This window comes from Streptomyces stoeckheimensis (assembly GCF_045822005.1).
Taxonomy (GTDB): domain Bacteria; phylum Actinomycetota; class Actinomycetes; order Streptomycetales; family Streptomycetaceae; genus Streptomyces; species Streptomyces stoeckheimensis.
Map to the genome: position 1 here is coordinate 2,520,517 of NZ_CP169550.1, position 16,487 is coordinate 2,537,003.

The 16,487-nt window shown below is 74.4% G+C and carries 11 protein-coding genes; 4 read left to right on the forward strand and 7 right to left on the reverse strand.

The features are described 5' to 3' along the window. Window positions 1-7 precede the first annotated feature (7 nt). Window positions 8-253 carry an antitoxin gene (locus ACE1OC_RS11375; protein ID WP_266881466.1) on the forward strand — a complete coding sequence of 82 codons (246 nt, stop codon included), beginning with the start codon at window positions 8-10 and terminating at the stop codon, window positions 251-253. 111 nt (window positions 254-364) lie between these two features. Here the strand turns inward: ACE1OC_RS11375 and ACE1OC_RS11380 are convergent, their stop codons facing one another. Both ACE1OC_RS11380 and miaB read right to left on the reverse strand, forming a co-directional pair. Then, entirely contained in the window at window positions 365-1,072 is a 708-nt protein-coding gene (locus ACE1OC_RS11380; protein ID WP_407836939.1) for a hypothetical protein, read from the reverse strand. A 68-nt stretch (window positions 1,073-1,140) separates the two neighbouring features. Then, window positions 1,141-2,658, reverse strand: a complete 1,518-nt coding sequence (miaB, locus tag ACE1OC_RS11385) for a tRNA (N6-isopentenyl adenosine(37)-C2)-methylthiotransferase MiaB (protein ID WP_407836940.1) — start codon at window positions 2,656-2,658, stop codon at window positions 1,141-1,143. Window positions 2,659-2,770: 112 nt separating this feature from the next. Here miaB and ACE1OC_RS11390 point away from each other — a divergent pair, with 112 nt between their 5' ends. Further along, the gene (locus ACE1OC_RS11390; RefSeq protein WP_407836941.1) at window positions 2,771-3,766 is read left to right on the forward strand and encodes a TAXI family TRAP transporter solute-binding subunit; all 996 of its coding nucleotides are present in this window, start codon (window positions 2,771-2,773) and stop codon (window positions 3,764-3,766) included. A gap of 18 nt (window positions 3,767-3,784) precedes the next feature. Here ACE1OC_RS11390 and ACE1OC_RS11395 read toward each other — a convergent pair whose 3' ends face one another. The 3 genes from ACE1OC_RS11395 to ACE1OC_RS11405 form a co-directional block, all read right to left on the reverse strand. Further along, window positions 3,785-4,702, reverse strand: coding sequence for an ROK family protein (locus ACE1OC_RS11395; protein ID WP_407841532.1), 918 nt, complete (start codon window positions 4,700-4,702; stop codon window positions 3,785-3,787). Between the two features lie 105 nt (window positions 4,703-4,807). After that, window positions 4,808-5,887 (reverse strand): LacI family DNA-binding transcriptional regulator, encoded by a 1,080-nt coding sequence (locus tag ACE1OC_RS11400; protein WP_407836942.1) that lies wholly within the window; start codon window positions 5,885-5,887, stop codon window positions 4,808-4,810. 8 nt (window positions 5,888-5,895) lie between these two features. Further along, a complete protein-coding gene (locus ACE1OC_RS11405; protein ID WP_407836943.1) occupies window positions 5,896-10,224 on the reverse strand; it encodes an NEW3 domain-containing protein in 4,329 nt (1,442 codons plus the stop codon). A 248-nt stretch (window positions 10,225-10,472) separates the two neighbouring features. Between ACE1OC_RS11405 and ACE1OC_RS11410 the strand changes: the two genes are divergently transcribed. Continuing rightward, window positions 10,473-11,771, forward strand: a complete 1,299-nt coding sequence (locus ACE1OC_RS11410; RefSeq protein ID WP_407836944.1) for a glycoside hydrolase 5 family protein — start codon at window positions 10,473-10,475, stop codon at window positions 11,769-11,771. A 147-nt stretch (window positions 11,772-11,918) separates the two neighbouring features. Then, window positions 11,919-14,021, forward strand: coding sequence for an endo-beta-N-acetylglucosaminidase (locus ACE1OC_RS11415; protein ID WP_407841533.1), 2,103 nt, complete (start codon window positions 11,919-11,921; stop codon window positions 14,019-14,021). A gap of 9 nt (window positions 14,022-14,030) precedes the next feature. On the opposite strand, the gene ACE1OC_RS11420 is transcribed toward ACE1OC_RS11415, so the two are convergent. Beyond that, window positions 14,031-15,449 (reverse strand): sensor histidine kinase, encoded by a 1,419-nt coding sequence (locus ACE1OC_RS11420; protein ID WP_407836945.1) that lies wholly within the window; start codon window positions 15,447-15,449, stop codon window positions 14,031-14,033. Window positions 15,450-15,461: 12 nt separating this feature from the next. After that, complete coding sequence (locus tag ACE1OC_RS11425) at window positions 15,462-16,223, reverse strand: response regulator transcription factor (RefSeq protein ID WP_250754524.1); 762 nt, start codon at window positions 16,221-16,223, stop codon at window positions 15,462-15,464. Window positions 16,224-16,487 lie beyond the last annotated feature (264 nt).

A 16,487-nucleotide genomic window follows, 5' to 3' on the forward strand; every position in this document is an offset into this window, starting at 1 on the left:
GTGACCCATGGGCCTGCTGGACAATCTGAAGGCCAAGCTCGCGCCCGCCAAGGACAAGGTCGGCGACCTCGCTGCACAGCACGAGGGCAAGATCACCCAGAATCTGGAGAAGGTGGCCAAGGCCGTCGACTCCAAGACCAAGGGCAAGTACAGCGGCCAGATCTCTAGCGGCGCGGACAAGGCGAAGGACGCCCTGGGCAAGATCGCGCACAAGGACGCTCCCGGCGGGCCGACGCCGCCGGCCGCTTCCTGACGCGGTCCCGGAACGGCGGAAGGGGCGCGGCACCACTCGGTGCCGCGCCCCTTCTCCGTGTCGTCCGCTTCTTCGTTCGTCCGCTTCTCCGTGCGGGCGTGCCGCCCGCCGCTACGACCAGGCGGCGACGAAGTACCCGACCCCGTACGGGGCGTCCTCGTACAGCAGTCGTCCCTCGAGCCCCGCGCCCTCGGCGGCGCCGGCGAGCACCTGCCAGGGGGCCCGTCCGGCCGCCTGGAGCTCGGCGGCGAGTTCCGCGTCGAGGGCGGCGAGGGCGGGCAGGTCGGCGGCTCCGAGCGCGCGGGCGGCCTCGGCGTCGAAGGCGGCGGCGCGTTCGTCGAGGTAGCCGGGGGCCTTGAGGGACCGGCAGGCGCTGCCGTCGCCCATGACGAGCAGGGCGACCCGGTCCTCGCGCGCGGCGAGCTCGCGGCCGGCCTCCAGGCACCCCTCGGTGTCCAGCGGGCCCGCGACCCCGAAGCCCTCCAGGGGCGCGGCGCCCCAGCCGGCCCGGCCGAGCAGCCAGGCGCCGACGGCGAGCGGGGTGGGCAGCAGCCGCGGCCCCTCCTCGCCCTCGCCCAGCCGTACGTCGGCCCCGGCGCCGAATCCGCGGAAGGTGCCGCGGGCTCCCTGGGGGTAGGCGCCGTGGTGGTCGGGCTCACAGGCTCCGACGACGACGAGCAGATCGGGCCGGGAGGCGGCGAGCACGGACAGCGCGTCGGAACACGCGGTCCGGGCGTCGCCGAGTTCGGCGGCGGCTCCCGTGGCGATCTCCGGCAGGAGCATCGGCGGGGCGGGACAGACGGCGGCGGCTACGAGCATGATCCGCAGCGTAGCCGTAGCCGGCCGCCCCGGGAGGCGGGAACGGGAGCGTCAGGAGAACGGGAGCGTCAGGAAGACGAGGGTGCCGCGCAGCCCGATGCCGCCACCGGCAGGGGTGCCGGGACGCCCAGGGTGGGAATCCCCAGCAGGACGCCCTTCGGCTGCGCCGGAGCCGCGTTGCGCTTCTCCCAGGCATCGCCCGCACGCGTACGGCGTACCGCCCCGGTCGGACCCTCGGCCAGGAGGTGGTGGGGGGCCGCGTAGGTGATCTCGACCGTCACCACGTCACCCGGGCGGACCTCTTCGTCCGGCTTCGTGAAGTGGACCAGCCGGTTGTCGGGGGCCCGCCCGGACAGCCGGTGCGTGGCGCCGTCCTTGCGGCCCTCGCCCTCGGCGACCATGACCTCCAGGGTCCGGCCGACCTGCTTCTTGTTCTCGTCCCAGGAGATCTCCTCCTGGAGGGCGACCAGGCGCATGTACCGCTCCTGGACGACCTCCTTGGGGATCTGCCCCTCCATGTCGGCGGCCGGGGTCCCGGGGCGCTTGGAGTACTGGAAGGTGAAGGCGTTCGCGAAGCGCGCCTCGCGCACCGCGTGCATGGTCTGCTGGAAGTCCTCCTCCGTCTCACCGGGGAAGCCCACGATGATGTCGGTGGAGATCGCGGCGTGCGGGATGGAGGCGCGGACCTTCTCGATGATGCCGAGGAAGCGCTCCTGGCGGTACGAGCGGCGCATCGCCTTCAGGATCGTGTCCGATCCGGACTGCATCGGCATGTGCAGCTGCGGCATGACGTTGGGGGTCTCGGCCATCGCCGCGATCACGTCGTCGGTGAAGTCGCGCGGGTGCGGGGAGGTGAAGCGGACCCGCTCCAGGCCCTCGATGGCGCCGCAGGCGCGCAGCAGCTTGGAGAAGGCCTCGCGGTCGCCCAGGTCGGAACCGTAGGCGTTGACGTTCTGGCCGAGCAGGGTGATCTCGGAGACGCCCTCGGCGACGAGTGCCTCGACCTCGGCGAGGATGTCGCCGGGACGGCGGTCCTCCTCCTTGCCGCGCAGCGCCGGGACGATGCAGAAGGTGCAGGTGTTGTTGCAGCCGACGGAGATCGAGACCCAGGCGGCGTACGCGGACTCGCGCCGGGTCGGGAGCGTGGAGGGGAAGGCCTCCAGCGATTCGGCGATCTCGATCTGCGCCTCTTGCTGGATGCGCGCGCGCTCCAGCAGGACGGGCAGCTTGCCGATGTTGTGCGTGCCGAAGACCACGTCGACCCAGGGGGCGCGGTCCACGATCGTGTCGCGGTCCTTCTGCGCGAGGCAGCCGCCGACGGCGATCTGCATGCCGGGGCGCTTGGTCTTCATCGGCGCGAGCCGGCCGAGGTTGCCGTAGAGCTTGTTGTCGGCGTTCTCGCGGACGGCGCAGGTGTTGAACACGACGACGTCCGCGTCGCCGTCGGAGCCCTGGGGCGCGCGGACGTACCCGGCGTCCTCCAGCAGGCCGGACAGCCGCTCGGAGTCGTGCACGTTCATCTGACAGCCGTACGTCCGGACCTCGTACGTTTTCACAACAGTCGCCTCGCCGCTCTCGGTACTCACCCAGCAAGGGTAAGGGTCGGGCGTGGCGGCCCGGGCCGAGTGCGGGCCGGAGGGGGCCCGGAGGGGCGGGCGGGCCGTGACAGGAGAGCTGGTCGGTGGCAGGATCGCGGCCATGCCTCTCGTACCGCCCCGGATCAGCAGGCGCCGTGCCCTGCAGGCCCTGGTGGCCGTACTGGCGGTGCTCTGCGCCCTCGTCTGGTGGCTGCGGCCCTTCGGCCGGCCGGAGCTCACGGGTGGGATCACCTTCAGCACCGGCGTCCAGTCCGGGGTCTACCACCGCTACGGCCTGCTGCTGGAGCAGGCGCTCGCCACGGACGTGCCCGGGGTCCGGGTCCGGCTGAAGACCAGCGAGGGCTCGCAGCAGAACCTGCAGCGGGTGGCCGCGGGCGAGGCCGACTTCACGGTGGCGACGGCCGACGCGGTGGCCAAGTACCAGGTCGACCGGAAGCCCGGAGCGGAGCGGCTGCGCGCCCTGGCCCGCCTCTACGACGACTACGTGCAGCTCGTGGTGCCCGCCGGTTCGCCCGTCCAGTCCACCCGGGACCTGCGGGGCAAGCGGGTCGCCGTCGGCCAGGACGGCTCGGGGGTGCGGCTGATCTCGGAGCGGATGCTCAACGCGGCGGGGCTGGACCCGGTGCGCGACATCACACCGGTGGCCATCGGCATCGACACCGTGCCGGAGGAGCTGGAGGCCGGCCGGATCGACGCCTTCTTCTGGTCGGGCGGGCTGCCCACCAATGCCGTGGAGAAACTCTCGGAGCGGTTCGAGATCCGGCTCGTGCAGCTCGGGGACCTGGTGGAGGCGCTCCAGGCCAGCGGCAGCCCCGCGCGGTACTACCGGGCCGCGGTGATGCCCCAGGACGCCTACGACCGCGCCCGCAACAACTCGGCGGTGTCCACCGTCGCGGTGCCGAACCTGCTGGTGACCCGGGATGACGCGGGCGCCGAGCTGACGGAGCAGCTCACGCGCACGGTGATCGACAGCCGCGACCGCATCGGGAGGCAGGTGCACGCCGCCCAGCTCGTGGACCTGCGGACGGCGATCTACACGGATCCCCTGCAGCTGCACGAGGGGGCGGCCCGCTACTACCGCTCCGTCAAGCCCTGACCCGCCGGCTCCACGGCCTCACGACCGCAGCAGCATCGTCGCCGCGGCGGCGGCCCCGATCAGGCCCGCGTGGGTGCCCAGCATCGCCGGGACGACCTGGAGGTCCTTGACGAAGGACAGGGTCGCGTACGAGGCCAGGTGCGCGCGGACCGGCCCGAAGAGGGTGTCCCCGCAGGCGGCGACGCCGCCTCCGATGACGGCGATGTCGGTCTCGACGAGGGTGGCGGTGGCCGCGATGGCGGCGGCCAGCGCCCGGCCCGCGCGGTCGAAGGCGGCCAGGGCGACGGGATCGCCCGCGGCAGCGGCGGCGGCCACCCCGGCCGCGGTGGCGTCCCCGGCCGGGACCCAGCCCTGGGCCAGGGCCCAGGCCGCGATGGCGGTGCCGGAGGCGAGGGACTCCACGCAGCCGCGGCCTCCGCAGGCGCAGGGCTCCCCGTCGAAGGCGACGCTGATGTGGCCGATGTGACCCGCGTTCCCGGTGGGGCCGGGGTGCAGCTGGTTGTTCAGGACGAGTCCGCCGCCGACGCCGGTGGAGACCACCATGCAGAGCGCGTTGGCGTGCCCGCGGGCAGCGCCCAGCCAGTGCTCGGCGGCGGTCATCGCCACCCCGTCGCCGGCCAGCACCGTGGGGATCCGTGCCCCGTGCCGCGCGAGCTCGGCCTCCACCCGGGCCTGGACGGGGAAGCCCCGCCAGGCGCCGATGTTGACCGGGCTGACCGTGCCGCGCGCGGTGTCCACCGGTCCCGCGCTGCCGATCCCGCACCGGACGGCCGAAGCCCACAGCGGGGACTGCGCCAGCTCGGCGACGACCTCCGCGACGGCGGCGAACACGGTGTCCCCGTCGGCACCGCGCGGGGTGGGCCGGCGGGTGGTGGCCGTCATCGCCCCGTCGGAGTCCACCAGTGCTCCGGCGACCTTCGTACCGCCGATGTCGATCGCGACCGTCGGGCCGGAGTCGGCCGGCGCACCGGCGCGGGGGGCGGGGAATGCGGAGGTGGGGGTGGGAGTGGTCACGGCGGCGCTCCAGGAAGGGGGTCGGTTTCAGTATGCGGCCGGCGGCGGCGCCGTACTCTCGCGGGGCTCCAGCCTGGGCAGCTCGCTCTCGCGGGACCTCGGCCGGCCCCCCGCGAGGAGGGCGAGGAGCTCCTCGGCGGCGAGCCGGCCGAAGCCGGCGGTATCGCGGACCAGGGCCGTGAGCCGGGGCCGGGTGACCCGGCAGAGCGCGGAGTCGTCCCAGGCGACGACGGACAGCCCGCCCGGGACCGGGATGCCCAGCTCGGAGGCGACGGCCACACCGGCCACCGCCATGACGTCGTTGTCGTAGACGATCGCGGTCGGCGGCTCCGGTTCGGCGAGGATCCGCCGGGTGGCCTCCGCCCCCTCGGCGTCGGAGTAATCGGTGGTGACCGAGCGCACCTGTCCGGGGCCGAGGCCCAGTCGCCGGGCCTCGGCGCGCAGCGAGGTGATCCGGCGCTCGGTGTGGGCGAGCCCGGGCATTCCCGCGACGTGCGCGATCCGGCGGTGGCCGAGCCCGTGGAGGTGGTCGAGCACCTGCGCCATGGCGCCGGCGTCGTCGGCCCGGACAGCGGACAGGGCGGGGACGACGGAGTCGGAAGGGGCGGAGTCGGAAGAGGCGGAAGAAACGGAGACCGGGCCCGTCTCCCCCACCGTGACGGCGGGCAGCGCGAGCTGTTCGAGCAGGGCCGGGCGCGGGTCGTCGGTCCTCGGGTCCACGACGACGACCCCGTCGACGCGCCGCTCGGCCCACCAGCGGCGGTAGACGGCGCATTCGGCGTCGAGGTCCTCGACCACCTGGAAGAGCAGGGCGATCCGGCCCGCGGCCAGCACCTCCTGGATGCCGGAGACGAGCTGGAGGAAGAAGGACTCGACGCCGAGCGTGTGCGCGGGCCGGGCGAGGACCAGGCCCACGGCGCCGGACTGTTCCCCGGAGAGGGCGCGGGCGGCGCTGTTGGGCTGCCAGCCGAGCTCCTCGGCGACCCGCCGGATGCGGGCGCGGGTGTCCTGGGAGACACCGGGCCGGTTGTTGAGCGCGAAGGAGACGGCGCTCTCCGACACCCCCGCCTGGCGGGCGATGTCCTTGATGGTGGGTCTGCGGGCCATGGCCTGTCTCATCCCTCGCTGACGTGGACGGCAATGGCCGGACCGTACGCGATCCTGCCCTGGCAGACCGCCTTGACCACGATCCAGTACTCCCCGGCGGGGGCGCCGAGCGGCGGCCGCAGCTCGAAGACGGCCTGGGTCTCGCCGTCCGCCGGGACCTCGACGGGCAGGACGGCGGGGGCCGTCAGCTCCCAGGTGCCGAACGGGGAGACGGCGTACGCCTGCCCCGTCAGGGGGGTGCGGATGCCGGTGGAGCCGATGCGCGCCCGTACGAGGGCCCGCCCGCCGGGGGCGACGGTGACCGTGTCGGTGCCGCTGCCCAGGGAGGTCGGCGCGGCCACCCACAGCCCGGCCGGCATCCCGGCCGGGGTGCCGGGCACGGTGACGGCGAGCACGTCCTCGAAGGTGCCGGCCGGGGTGGTGGCGAGGATCCGGACCAGGTGCTCGCCGGGTTCCGCTCCGGCGGCGGGCTCCACGGTGAGCGGGAAGGAGACGTGACCGCCGGCCGGGAGCTCGGCCCGCCGCCGGGTCCAGGAGGTGGTCCAGCCCTCCGGGGCCCGGACCTCCAGCCCGACCGGGCCGCCGTCCGCCTGTCCGTGGGCGGCGAGGGTGACGGTGGCCCCAGCGGGGATCCCGTCACACGTCACCGTGTACGGGGCGTCGCCGAGCGGCGCGGTCCCGGTGTTGTGCAGCCAGTACCGGCTGAACACCGGCTGGTGCGCCTCCCGTTCGCCCTGCCGCAGCGGCATGCCGGATTCCGTGAGCAGCAGGAGCGTGGTCGTCGCGGCGCCCCGGATCTGCCCCTCGAAGAAGCCGGTGGGGCGGTCCAGCAGATCGGCCTCGGCGGCCGGATCCGTCGGCCACAGGAGCTCCGCCATCACCGGGCGGCCGTGCGTTTCGCGCAGCCGGACGGCAAGGTCGCCGCGGGCTCCGGAGCGCTCGGCCCGCTTCACCGACTCGATCAGCACCCGGTCGGCCGGCTCCACCCCGAGCAGCGAGCGCGCGGGCGGCCGGGGCCCCTCGGCGGGGGCGGCCGTGACGGCGGTGAGCGGCTTGTTGAACTCCCGTCCGCGGCGCGCGAGGTCCACCGCCCGCCAGTCCCCGGCGCCCGCGACGAGCGCGTGCTCGAAGACGTGGGTCCAGTGCTGGAGCTGGAAGGAGCTGCCGTCGGGGGCGGTGCGCCGCGGAGGGTCCATCCACTCCCCGCTCGGGCGGCCGGTGCAGGACCGCATCAGGGTGCTGTGCAGCCGCCCGGCGGTGTCGACGGCGAAGCTGGGCGTGCCGCGCACCAGGATCCCGACCGTGCGGTCGGCGTACGGCTCCTCGTGCGGGTGGGCCGTCTCGTGCGGGTACGCCGTCTCGTGCGTGCCCTCTCCGCCCGCCGGAGCCGGGGTTCCGCCCGCCGGAGCCGGGGCGTCGATCCGGCCCGACGCGGCGACGGCCCGGGCGAGTTGCGCCGGGGGCCCGGCGTGGATCAGGACCGGCAGGTCCCGCAGGCCCGTCAGATCGCAGCCGGGGCTCCAGAGCGAGCGCAGCCCCGCGCGGGCCGCAACCCAGACCTGCCCGTGTTCCCGTAGGGCCTTCTCGTGGGCGGGACCGGCCGATTCCAGCAGCGCCGCCGTGAAGGGGTTCTCCTCGGGGCCCCCGAGCGCGATGCGGAAGTCGGGCAGGCTGCTGTCCACCGCGAGGTCGCCCCAGCGAGGCCCGGCCGCCCGGGTCGGGGTCGCGGTGACCCCGTGCCGGCCGAGGGCGGTGACCAGCTCGCGCAGTCCCGCAGGGGTGTCCGCGTCCGGGAGGACGATCTCCGCCGCGCCCAGGGCCCGGCCGCCCGGCCCGGTCATCGGCGCCGACAGCGCGAACCAGTTCAGGCAGGGGCTGTCCAGGGTCCAGGGAGCCCGGGTGTGGTCGGCCCCGGCGTCCGCCTCGGGGAAGGCGAACCCGCGCCCCACCGCGGAGGCGGCCGTCTCGGCGACCGGCAGCGCCCCGGGCACGTCGGCCGGGATCCGCAGCCGCAGCAACTGGTCGGAGCCTTCGAAGGCGTGCACCGTCGTGGTGAGTTCCGCCCGGTCCAGGCCGTTCCACAGGGTGGTGGTCCGGGTCCAGCGGACGGGCCCGGTGCGCCCGGTGGCCACGATGCGCGAACCGAGCGGCCCGCGCTCCGCGCGGCAGGACTCGGCGGGCCCGGCGCCCGAACCGGCGCCCGGACCCTTGGGCAGCAGGTGCCAGGGGCCCTCTGCGAAGTAGGGGTGCGCGTCGTACTCCTCCTGCACGACGAGCTCGTCCACTTCGCCGGGGGTGAGGATCTCCTGCCCGGTGCGCCGGTCCAGCAGCCCGGCCAGGCCGCCGCCGCGCGCGGGATCGGCCTCGGCGCGCAGGAACTCGTTCTCCGCGGCGTGCCCGGGCACCGGCTCCCACCCGCCGGAGAGCGGGCGGTTCGGAAGGGAGGCGTCCGAGGCCGCGAGCCACCAGGTGCGGTGGCCGAGCGAGGGCACGTCCTCGGCGAGGAAGGCCAGTTCCGTGGTCCCGTCGGCCACGGCCTCGACGTGCACGGGCGCCGCCCGGCCCGCTTCGTCCAGGACGGCGATGCGGTGGACGTCGCGGTCGTCGGCGAGGCCGAGCGCCGCCAGCTCGACGCGGGTGCGGACCAGGTCGGTACGGGTCCACGAGACCGGGTTGTGCACGGTGACGGCGAGCGGCCCGGGGCCACGGGTGTCGGCCGCGGCGGTGAGCGCGGCGAGCGCCTCCTCCCGTACGCCGTCGGCCAGTTCGCAGGCCTCGCGCCAGGTGGGGAGCAGGTCGAGGTACACCTGGTCGGAGAAGGTCCCGGTGACGGCGTCGTGGTGGGCGGCGTACAGCAGGTGGCGCCAGGCCTTGGACAGGGTCTGCGCGGGATAGCGGGTCAGGCCTTCGGCGCAGGCGAGGGCGGCGAAGCTCTCGGCCTGTTCGAGGAGGTTCTCGGCGGCCCGGTGCGCCTGCTTCACGTCGGCGTAGGTGACGTCCTTGCCGGTGTAGACCGGCCCCATCTCCCGGGTGACCGGCAGCGGCTGCGCGCCGCGCGCCGCGAGTTCGGCGCGGACGGCGTCGAAGTGGGCGCGCGGACCGGTGTGTTCCATGCGGGGCCAGCAGTAACGGCGGTTCCAGGCGTGCTGCACGTCGAGGCCCCAGCGGTGCGGCCAGGAGAAGTCGGTGCCCATCGGGATCAGGACGTTCTTCGTCGCGGCGGCGGTGCGCAGCAGCTCGTACAGCTCCAGCAGCTGTTCGGCGGCGGCCTCCGCGTCCGGCGCCCGGTGGGAGAACCAGCCTGCGGAGTAGTGCGCGGGCAGGTAGTGCAGGAGCAGACCCTCTCCGCCGGGGGCGATCCACTCGTACTCGGCGGGCAGCTGCATGGCGGCGGGCGCGCGCAGCTCGCCGCCCCAGGTGTCCATCATCGGTCCCCACTGGTGGTGGGGGCCGCGGGCGAGGACGGCGGAGTCGAGCCCGGCGCCGGCCATCAGGGCGGGGAAGGAGGGGTCGTGGCCGAAGACGTCGAGCTGCCAGGCGGTGCGCGGGTCGGCGCCGAGGGTGCCGCGGTGCAGGGCGAGGCCGTGGACGGCGGAGCGGATGGTGGTCTCCGCGGAGGTGAGGTTGGTGGAGGGCTCGTTGTAGGTGCCGCCGACGATCTCCACGCGGCCTTCGGCGATCAGCGCGCGCAGCTCGGCGCGTTCGGCGGGGTGGGCGTCCCAGTAGGGCTTGAGGTAGTCGACCTCGGAGAGCACGAAGCGGTACGCCGGGTCCTCGCGCGCCTGTTGGAGGTGGAGCGGGATCAGGGTGAAGGCCGGGACGCCGGTGTACTCCCAGCCGCGCTCGGCCTCGCCGGGTTTCGACGGGGCGTCCCAGAGGGCGGTGTAGGCGGCCTGGGTGTTCCACCACATGGGGTCGTAGTGGAAGTGCGGGACCAGCCGGACGGTCCAGTCTGGCTCGGCGACGACCAGGTCGAAGGGCAGCTCGGCGAGCGGCCGCCCGTCGGGGGTGGTGACGCGGGCGGTGGCGGGCAGGACGGTCCCGGGGGCGGCGCCCGGAGTGCGGACGGCCACCTCGACGGTGGACTCCGGGACGTTGCGGGGGCCGGACCCGGCCGGATCGGCGCCGGCGTCCGTGCCGGCGTAGGCCTCGGCGGTGTCGGCGCGCACGATGCGGGGGTGCGCGGTGGTGATGCCGTCGCCCTGCACCGTCACGTGCAACGGGCCGGCCGGGCGGGCTCTGCGGATGCGGACCCTGACGATCTGCGAGGGCGTTTCCGGCGGGCCGGCGAAGAGGGCCGGGGTGGTGACCGTCGTGACGGTAATTCCGCTGTCCATTTCTGCACGCTTTCCTGTGGGACAACACCGCTCATCAAGAACTAAACCGCATTAGCTCAGTCAGCTTCGGGCGACCGGAACCCGTCTGTCAACTGGACTGAAGCGCATAAGTTCCAGGGCTGTGGAGGACAGGGCTTTCATCCCGCCAACTCGGGACGTTCGGATATGGGCACCCTGTTGACTTATCCGCCGCACAGGCGGCAGGTTGTGGGCATCCGGCGAATTCCCCCTGAGCTCCAGGACCCCTCATGCACGACGGCAACGCCGCCTCCGCACCCGGCCCCGCACCGCTGCGCACCTTGCGTTTCGGCGCCAACTACACGCCGACGCGCGGCTGGTTCCACCACTGGCTCGACTTCGACCTCGACGAGGTCAGGGCCGATCTCGACTCGATCGCCGGCCTCGGCCTGGACCACGTACGGGTCTTCCCGCTGTGGCCGGTGTTCCAGCCGAACCGGACGCTGATCCGGCCGCGCGCCGTCGAGCAGCTCGTCGCGCTCGCCGACGCGGCCGCCGACCGCGGGCTCGACGTCAACGTGGACGGGCTCCAGGGGCACCTGTCGAGCTTCGACTTCCTGCCGGCCTGGACCGGCACCTGGCACCGGCGCAACATCTTCAGCGATCCGCAGGTCGTCGCCGGGCAGGAGGAGTACCTGCGCACGCTGGCCGCCGCCCTCGCGGACCGGCCCAACTTCCTGGGCATGACGGTCGGCAACGAGATCAACCAGTTCTCCGACGATCCGCACCCCTCCCCCGACCGCATCACCCGGGAGCAGGCCGGGCGCTGGCTGGAGCGGATGCTCGCCGCCTGCGAGCGGGGCGCGCCGGGCCGCATGCACCTGCACGCGGAGTACGACGCCGCCTGGTACCAGGACGGCCACCCCTTCACGGTGGCCCAGGCGGCCCGTCTCGGCGCCGCGACCGCCGTGCACTCCTGGGTGTTCAACGGCACCGCCCAGCGCCACGGCCGGACCGGGACGGCGACCGAGCACCACGCCGCGTACCTGATCGAGCTCTCCAAGGCCTGGGCCCGCGATCCGCACCGGCCGGTCTGGCTCCAGGAGGTGGGCGCGCCCGCGCCGCTGATCGGGCCCGAGCACGCGGCCTCCTTCACCGAGGCGACCGTGGCGAACGCCCTGGACTGCCCCGGCCTGTGGGGCGTGACCTGGTGGTGCTCGCACGACGTGTCCCGGGAGCTCGCGGACTTCCCCGAGCTGGAGTACGGGCTGGGCCTGCTCACCAACGACCGCCGGACCAAACCCGCCGGCGAGGTCATCGCCCGGATCACCGAGGAGTGGCGGGGCCGCGAACACCGCCCGGCGGTGCGCTCGACCGCGCTCGCCGTGGACGTGGGCGGCGCCGAGTCCGCGCCGAACCGCTCGGTGTGCGCACCCGGCGGGGCGTTCTTCGAGGCCTGGGCGGCGCTCACCGCCCGGGGGGTCCGGCCGGCCGTGGTCCTGGCGGAGCTGGCCGAGGACGCGGAGCACTTGGCCGCCCGCGGCATCACCGAGGTACTGCACGTGTCCGACGTCCCCGCCGGGGCCTGACGGGCCCCACCGGGCCCACCCGGCCGCTACCGAGGAGAACCCCTCATGTCCGAGATCGACAACGGCGTCGCCCCTCGCACCGCGCCCCCGTCCGGCGGCCACCGGCCCGACCCCCGCCCGTCCTCCCTACGCCCGACCCGGCGCGGGATGCTGTTCGCCGGAGCCGGAGCCGGCGCCGCCACCCTGCTGTACGGGACGGCCGGGGCCGCGGCTGCCGCGACGGCCGCCCCCGCGACCCCGGGCCCGGCCGCACCCCACGCCCCCGCCGAACCCCCGGAGGGACTCGCCCCGTACGCCTCGTACTGGTTCCCCGACTCGCTGCCCGCGGGGACCCCGGGTCCCGGGATCACCTGGCGCTCCCTGATGCGGTGGACCCCGGAGTCCGACCCCGATCTGGCCTACAACACCGCGACCGTTCCGCTGGCGCCCCGCTTCACCCCGGTGCCGCCGAACACCACGGCCCGCGCCGGCCGGGCCCGTATCGCCTCGCTCGTCTCCTTCGGGAACACGGCGGGCAACCCGGCCCAGGGTTCACCCACCGCCGACTTCTACGCCCTCACCCACTGGGCGTACATCGACGAGCTCGTGTTCTGGGGCGGCTCCTCCGGCGAGGGCATCGTGCTCGCCCCGAACGCGCCCGTCACCGACGCCGCGCACCGCAACGGCGTCCGGGTGCTGGGCAACGTGTTCCTGCCGCCCGTGCCCTACGGCGGCGACCTCCGATGGACCCGCGACCTGGTCCGCCAGGACTCCCTCGGCCGGTTCCCGGTCGCCGAGAAGCTGGTGGAGGTGGCGCGGGCGTACGGGTTCGACGGCTGGTTCGTCAACGCCGAGACCGGGGGCGGCGACAGCGAACTCGCGGCCCGGATGCAGCGGTTCCTGCGCGCCCTGCGCACCGCCGGTGAACCGCACGGCCTGAGCATCACCTGGTACGACGCGATGAACTCCACCGGGAAGGTCGGCTGGCAGGGCGCGCTGAACGAGCTCAACCAGGAGTTCTACGAGGACCGCAGGGGCAAGGTCGCGGACACGATGTTCGTGGACTTCCGCTGGACCCCGGCGACCCTGGCCGCCTCCGGCGCCCTCGCCGACCGGCTCGGCCGCAGCCGCCACGAGCTGTGGGCGGCCGTGGACACGGAGTCCCACGGCTGGAACTCGGCGGTGGACTGGGACGCGATCGTCCCGCGCGGGGGCGACCACATCGTCTCCTACGGCTTCTACCGGCCCGAGTGGACCCGCAACCACCTCACCGACCGCTCCCCCGGCGCCTTCCACCGCGCCGACGACCGGTTCTGGACGGGCGAGTCCCTGGACCCGGCCCATCCCTCCCCCGAGGACACCTGGCGCGCCCCCGCCACCGTCGTCGCCGACCGGTCCACCGTGACCGCGCTGCCCTTCGCCTGCTCCTTCAACACCGGGCACGGGGAACGCTGGTACGAGAACGGCGAGCCCGTCTGCGACACCGGATGGAACCACCTCGGCCTCCAGGACCGGCTCCCGGGCCGCCGCTGGGCCGTGCACACCACCGGAACCCGCCCCGAGGTCACCCTCGACTTCGCCCGGGCCTGGCGCGGCGGTTCCAGCCTGCTCGTCGCCGGCGCGCTCACCGCCCCGGTCACCGTGGGACTGCACGCCACCCGGCTGCCCCTGACCCGCTCCTGCGTCGCCGAACTGGTGCACTCCACCGAGTCGGGCCCGGTGACGGTCGAGCTCGGCGTGGCCACCCGCGAGCCGTCCGGCCCCGGGCAGGAGGTCCCGTACACCTGGCTGAAGGCGCAGACCCTCGGGACCGGGCGGGGCTGGCGGACGGCCGGGGTCCGGCTGTCGGAACTGGCGGGCGGGACCGCCCACGGTCTGGCCGTACGGATCACCCGACGCGGGAAGGGGCCGGTGCGCTGGCGACTCGGCGCACTGACGGTACGCGAGGCCGCCGCGCGGCCCCGCCCGGCGACTCCGGGCACACCGGCCGTGTCCGCCTCGTCCCAGCAGTCCGGCAGGGCCGCCCTGCGGCTGGCCTGGCAGCGGGCAGCCGGGCCCGTCCGTCACTACGAGGTGTTCCGCGTCCTGCCGGACGGCACCCGCCGCTTCCTCGGCGGCACCTGCGGCACCGCCCTCTACCTCCCGGCCGTCGAGCGAGCCGGGCGGGAGCAGGCGGCCGTCTTCGAGATCCGGGCCGTGGACGAGGTGTACGCGGTCTCCGCCCCGGCCCGCACCTCTCTCACCTGGACCGGAGCCCTCCCCGGCCGGTGACCCCGCGGTTCACTCGGGGCCGGCGGTGGGATCGGCGCGCGGGACGGCCACCGTCACGCGCAGCCCGTGCGGCGGGTTCTTCTCGTAGGAGAGGGACCCGCCGCCCGCGCCGAGCAGGATGCGGGCGATGGAGAGGCCGAGCCCGGAGCCCTTGATGTTCTGGTGGCGTCCGCTGCGCCAGAACCGGTCCCCGATCCGCAGCAGCTCCTCCTCGGTGAGCCCGGGGCCCCGGTCGGCGACCACGATCAGCACCCGGTCGCCCTCCACGGAGAGCGCCACCTCGACGTCCTCGCCCTCCGGAGTGAACTTGAGGGCGTTGTCGATGACGGCGTCGAGCGCGCTGGAGAGCGCGATCGGGTCCGCCCAGCCGGTGGCGGCGCTGCGCCCCGTCCCGGTGAGCCGCACGCCCTTCTCCTCGGCGAACGGGCGCCAGGCGGTCACCCGCTCGGCGGCCAGCCCGGCGATGTCGATCAGGCTGATCTCGGCGGTGGCGTGCTCGGCCAGGGCCAGGTCGAGCAGGTCGTCCAGGACCTGGGTCAGCCGCTTTCCCTCGGTCCGTACGGAGGCGATCTCCTCGTTGCCCTCGGGCAGTTCGAGGGCGAGCAGCTCGATCCGCAGGAGCAGTGCGGCCAGCGGGTTGCGCAGCTGGTGGGAGGCGTCGGCGACGAAGGCGCGCTGCTGTTCCAGCACCTCTTCGACGTTGTCGGCCATCTCGTTGAACGAGCGGGCCAGACGCCTGAGTTCCGGGGGGCCGCCGCCCGCCGCGACGCGGGAGTTCATCCGGCCGGTGGCGATGCCGTGGGCGGCGGCGTCCAGGGTCCCCACGGGCTTGAGCACCCAGCTGGTCAGCCGCAGGGCGGCGCCGAAGGCCACGAGCATGGCCGCGCCGAGCCCGGCGGCGATCACCAGCCAGCCCTGCAGGATCCGGGCGCGCATCTGTCCGGTGGGCGACTCGGTGGCGACCACGGCGACCACGTCCCCGTCGAGGACGACCGGGGAGGCGACGAGGATCTTGCCGTGGGTCTGCCAGGGCCACACCTGGCCGGGGTCGTGGCTGCGCCGTCCTGCGAGCGCCTCGATGAAGGCCTCGTGCCCCTCCCCCTTCTCGGGCAGCTCCCACCAGCTGGGCGAGCGGGCGATGGCGTTCTCGTCCCGGCGGAAGATGCCGACGCGGATCCCGTACAGCTCCTGGTAGCGCGCCAGTTCGTGCTGGAGGGTTTCGCGCCGTTCGCCGGCTCCGCTGGACTTCGAGCCCTCGGCGTCGATGACGAACTGCGCGAGCGCGGCGAAGCGAGCGCTGTCGTCGATCCGGTCGACGACCACCCGCTGCTGCTGCCCGGCCGCGAGGGCCACGGCGAGCGGGAAGCCGAAGGCGATCAGGACGCCCGCCATCAGGACGACGAGCAGCGGGAGCAGACGGGCGCGCACGACGGGTGGCCGCTAGACGGCGGGCGGAGCGGAGGCGGCGGGCGGGGCGGGGGCCGCCGGGGCGGGCGGTACGACGAGCCGGTACCCCACGCCGCGGACGGTCTCGATGAGCGCCGGCATGCGCAGCTTGGACCGCAGCGAGGCCACGTGCACCTCGAGGGTCCGGCCGGTGCCCTCCCAACTGGTGCGCCACACCTCGCTGATGATCTGCTCGCGGCGGAAGACCACGCCGGGGCGCTGCGCGAGCAGCGCCAGCAGGTCGAACTCCTTGCGGGTCAGCGCCACGTCGACGCCGTCCACGCTGACCCGGCGGGTGGAGAGCTCGATGCCGACGGTCCCGAGCCGGACCACGCCGGGCGTGCCCGCGGTGCCGACGGCGGTGGTCTCCTCGGAGGCGCCGGTACGGCGGGCCACCGCGTGGATGCGGGCGAGGAGTTCGCCGGTGTCGTAGGGCTTGGTGACGTAGTCGTCGGCGCCCATGTTGAGCCCGTGGATGCGGGAGCGCACGTCGGCCCGCGCGGTGACCATGATGACGGGGGTGCTGGTGCGCTTGCGGATCTTGCCGCACACCTCGTAGCCGTCCTGGTCGGGCAGGCCTAGGTCGAGCAGGATCACCCCGTAGGGAGAGGCCTGCGGCGGGGCGCCCGCCGACAGCAGGGCCTGCAGGGCCTCCTCGCCGCTGCGGGCATGGGTGACCTTGAAGCCGTGCCGGGCGAGGATCGCGGACAGGGCGGCGGCGACGTGGTCGTCGTCCTCGACGAGCAGCAGTCTCATGTCGTCCCCCTCTCCATCTCTTGATCTCTTCGCGTTCGCATGGCGGACATCATGGGCCCCCAAGCATCCACGCCGATGCCGACTCCCACGTCAAGACGGTTCCGGCCCGTCAGAGGTTCCGTTATCCACCCGGTACGGCCGGGGCCGGTGCCGGACGCCCGCGGGTACGGAGCGTATCGGTGCGAGGCCGGATCGTTATGCTCAATTCTCCCTCAGATGTACTGACGCTGTGCGCGCCACGTCACTACTGTCCTCCCAACCGAG

What these genes read in the sequence shown, in the direction of transcription:
- ACE1OC_RS11375 (WP_266881466.1), top strand. Translation starts at nt 8, where the DNA reads ATGGGCCTGCTGGACAATCTGAAGGCCAAGCTCGCGCCCGCCAAGGAC.
- ACE1OC_RS11380 (WP_407836939.1), bottom strand. Translation starts at nt 1,072, where the DNA reads ATGCTCGTAGCCGCCGCCGTCTGTCCCGCCCCGCCGATGCTCCTGCCG.
- ACE1OC_RS11390 (WP_407836941.1), top strand. Translation starts at nt 2,771, where the DNA reads ATGCCTCTCGTACCGCCCCGGATCAGCAGGCGCCGTGCCCTGCAGGCC.
- ACE1OC_RS11400 (WP_407836942.1), bottom strand. Translation starts at nt 5,887, where the DNA reads ATGGCCCGCAGACCCACCATCAAGGACATCGCCCGCCAGGCGGGGGTG.
- ACE1OC_RS11405 (WP_407836943.1), bottom strand. Translation starts at nt 10,224, where the DNA reads ATGGACAGCGGAATTACCGTCACGACGGTCACCACCCCGGCCCTCTTC.
- ACE1OC_RS11410 (WP_407836944.1), top strand. Translation starts at nt 10,473, where the DNA reads ATGCACGACGGCAACGCCGCCTCCGCACCCGGCCCCGCACCGCTGCGC.
- ACE1OC_RS11415 (WP_407841533.1), top strand. Translation starts at nt 11,919, where the DNA reads ATGCTGTTCGCCGGAGCCGGAGCCGGCGCCGCCACCCTGCTGTACGGG.
- ACE1OC_RS11425 (WP_250754524.1), bottom strand. Translation starts at nt 16,223, where the DNA reads ATGAGACTGCTGCTCGTCGAGGACGACGACCACGTCGCCGCCGCCCTG.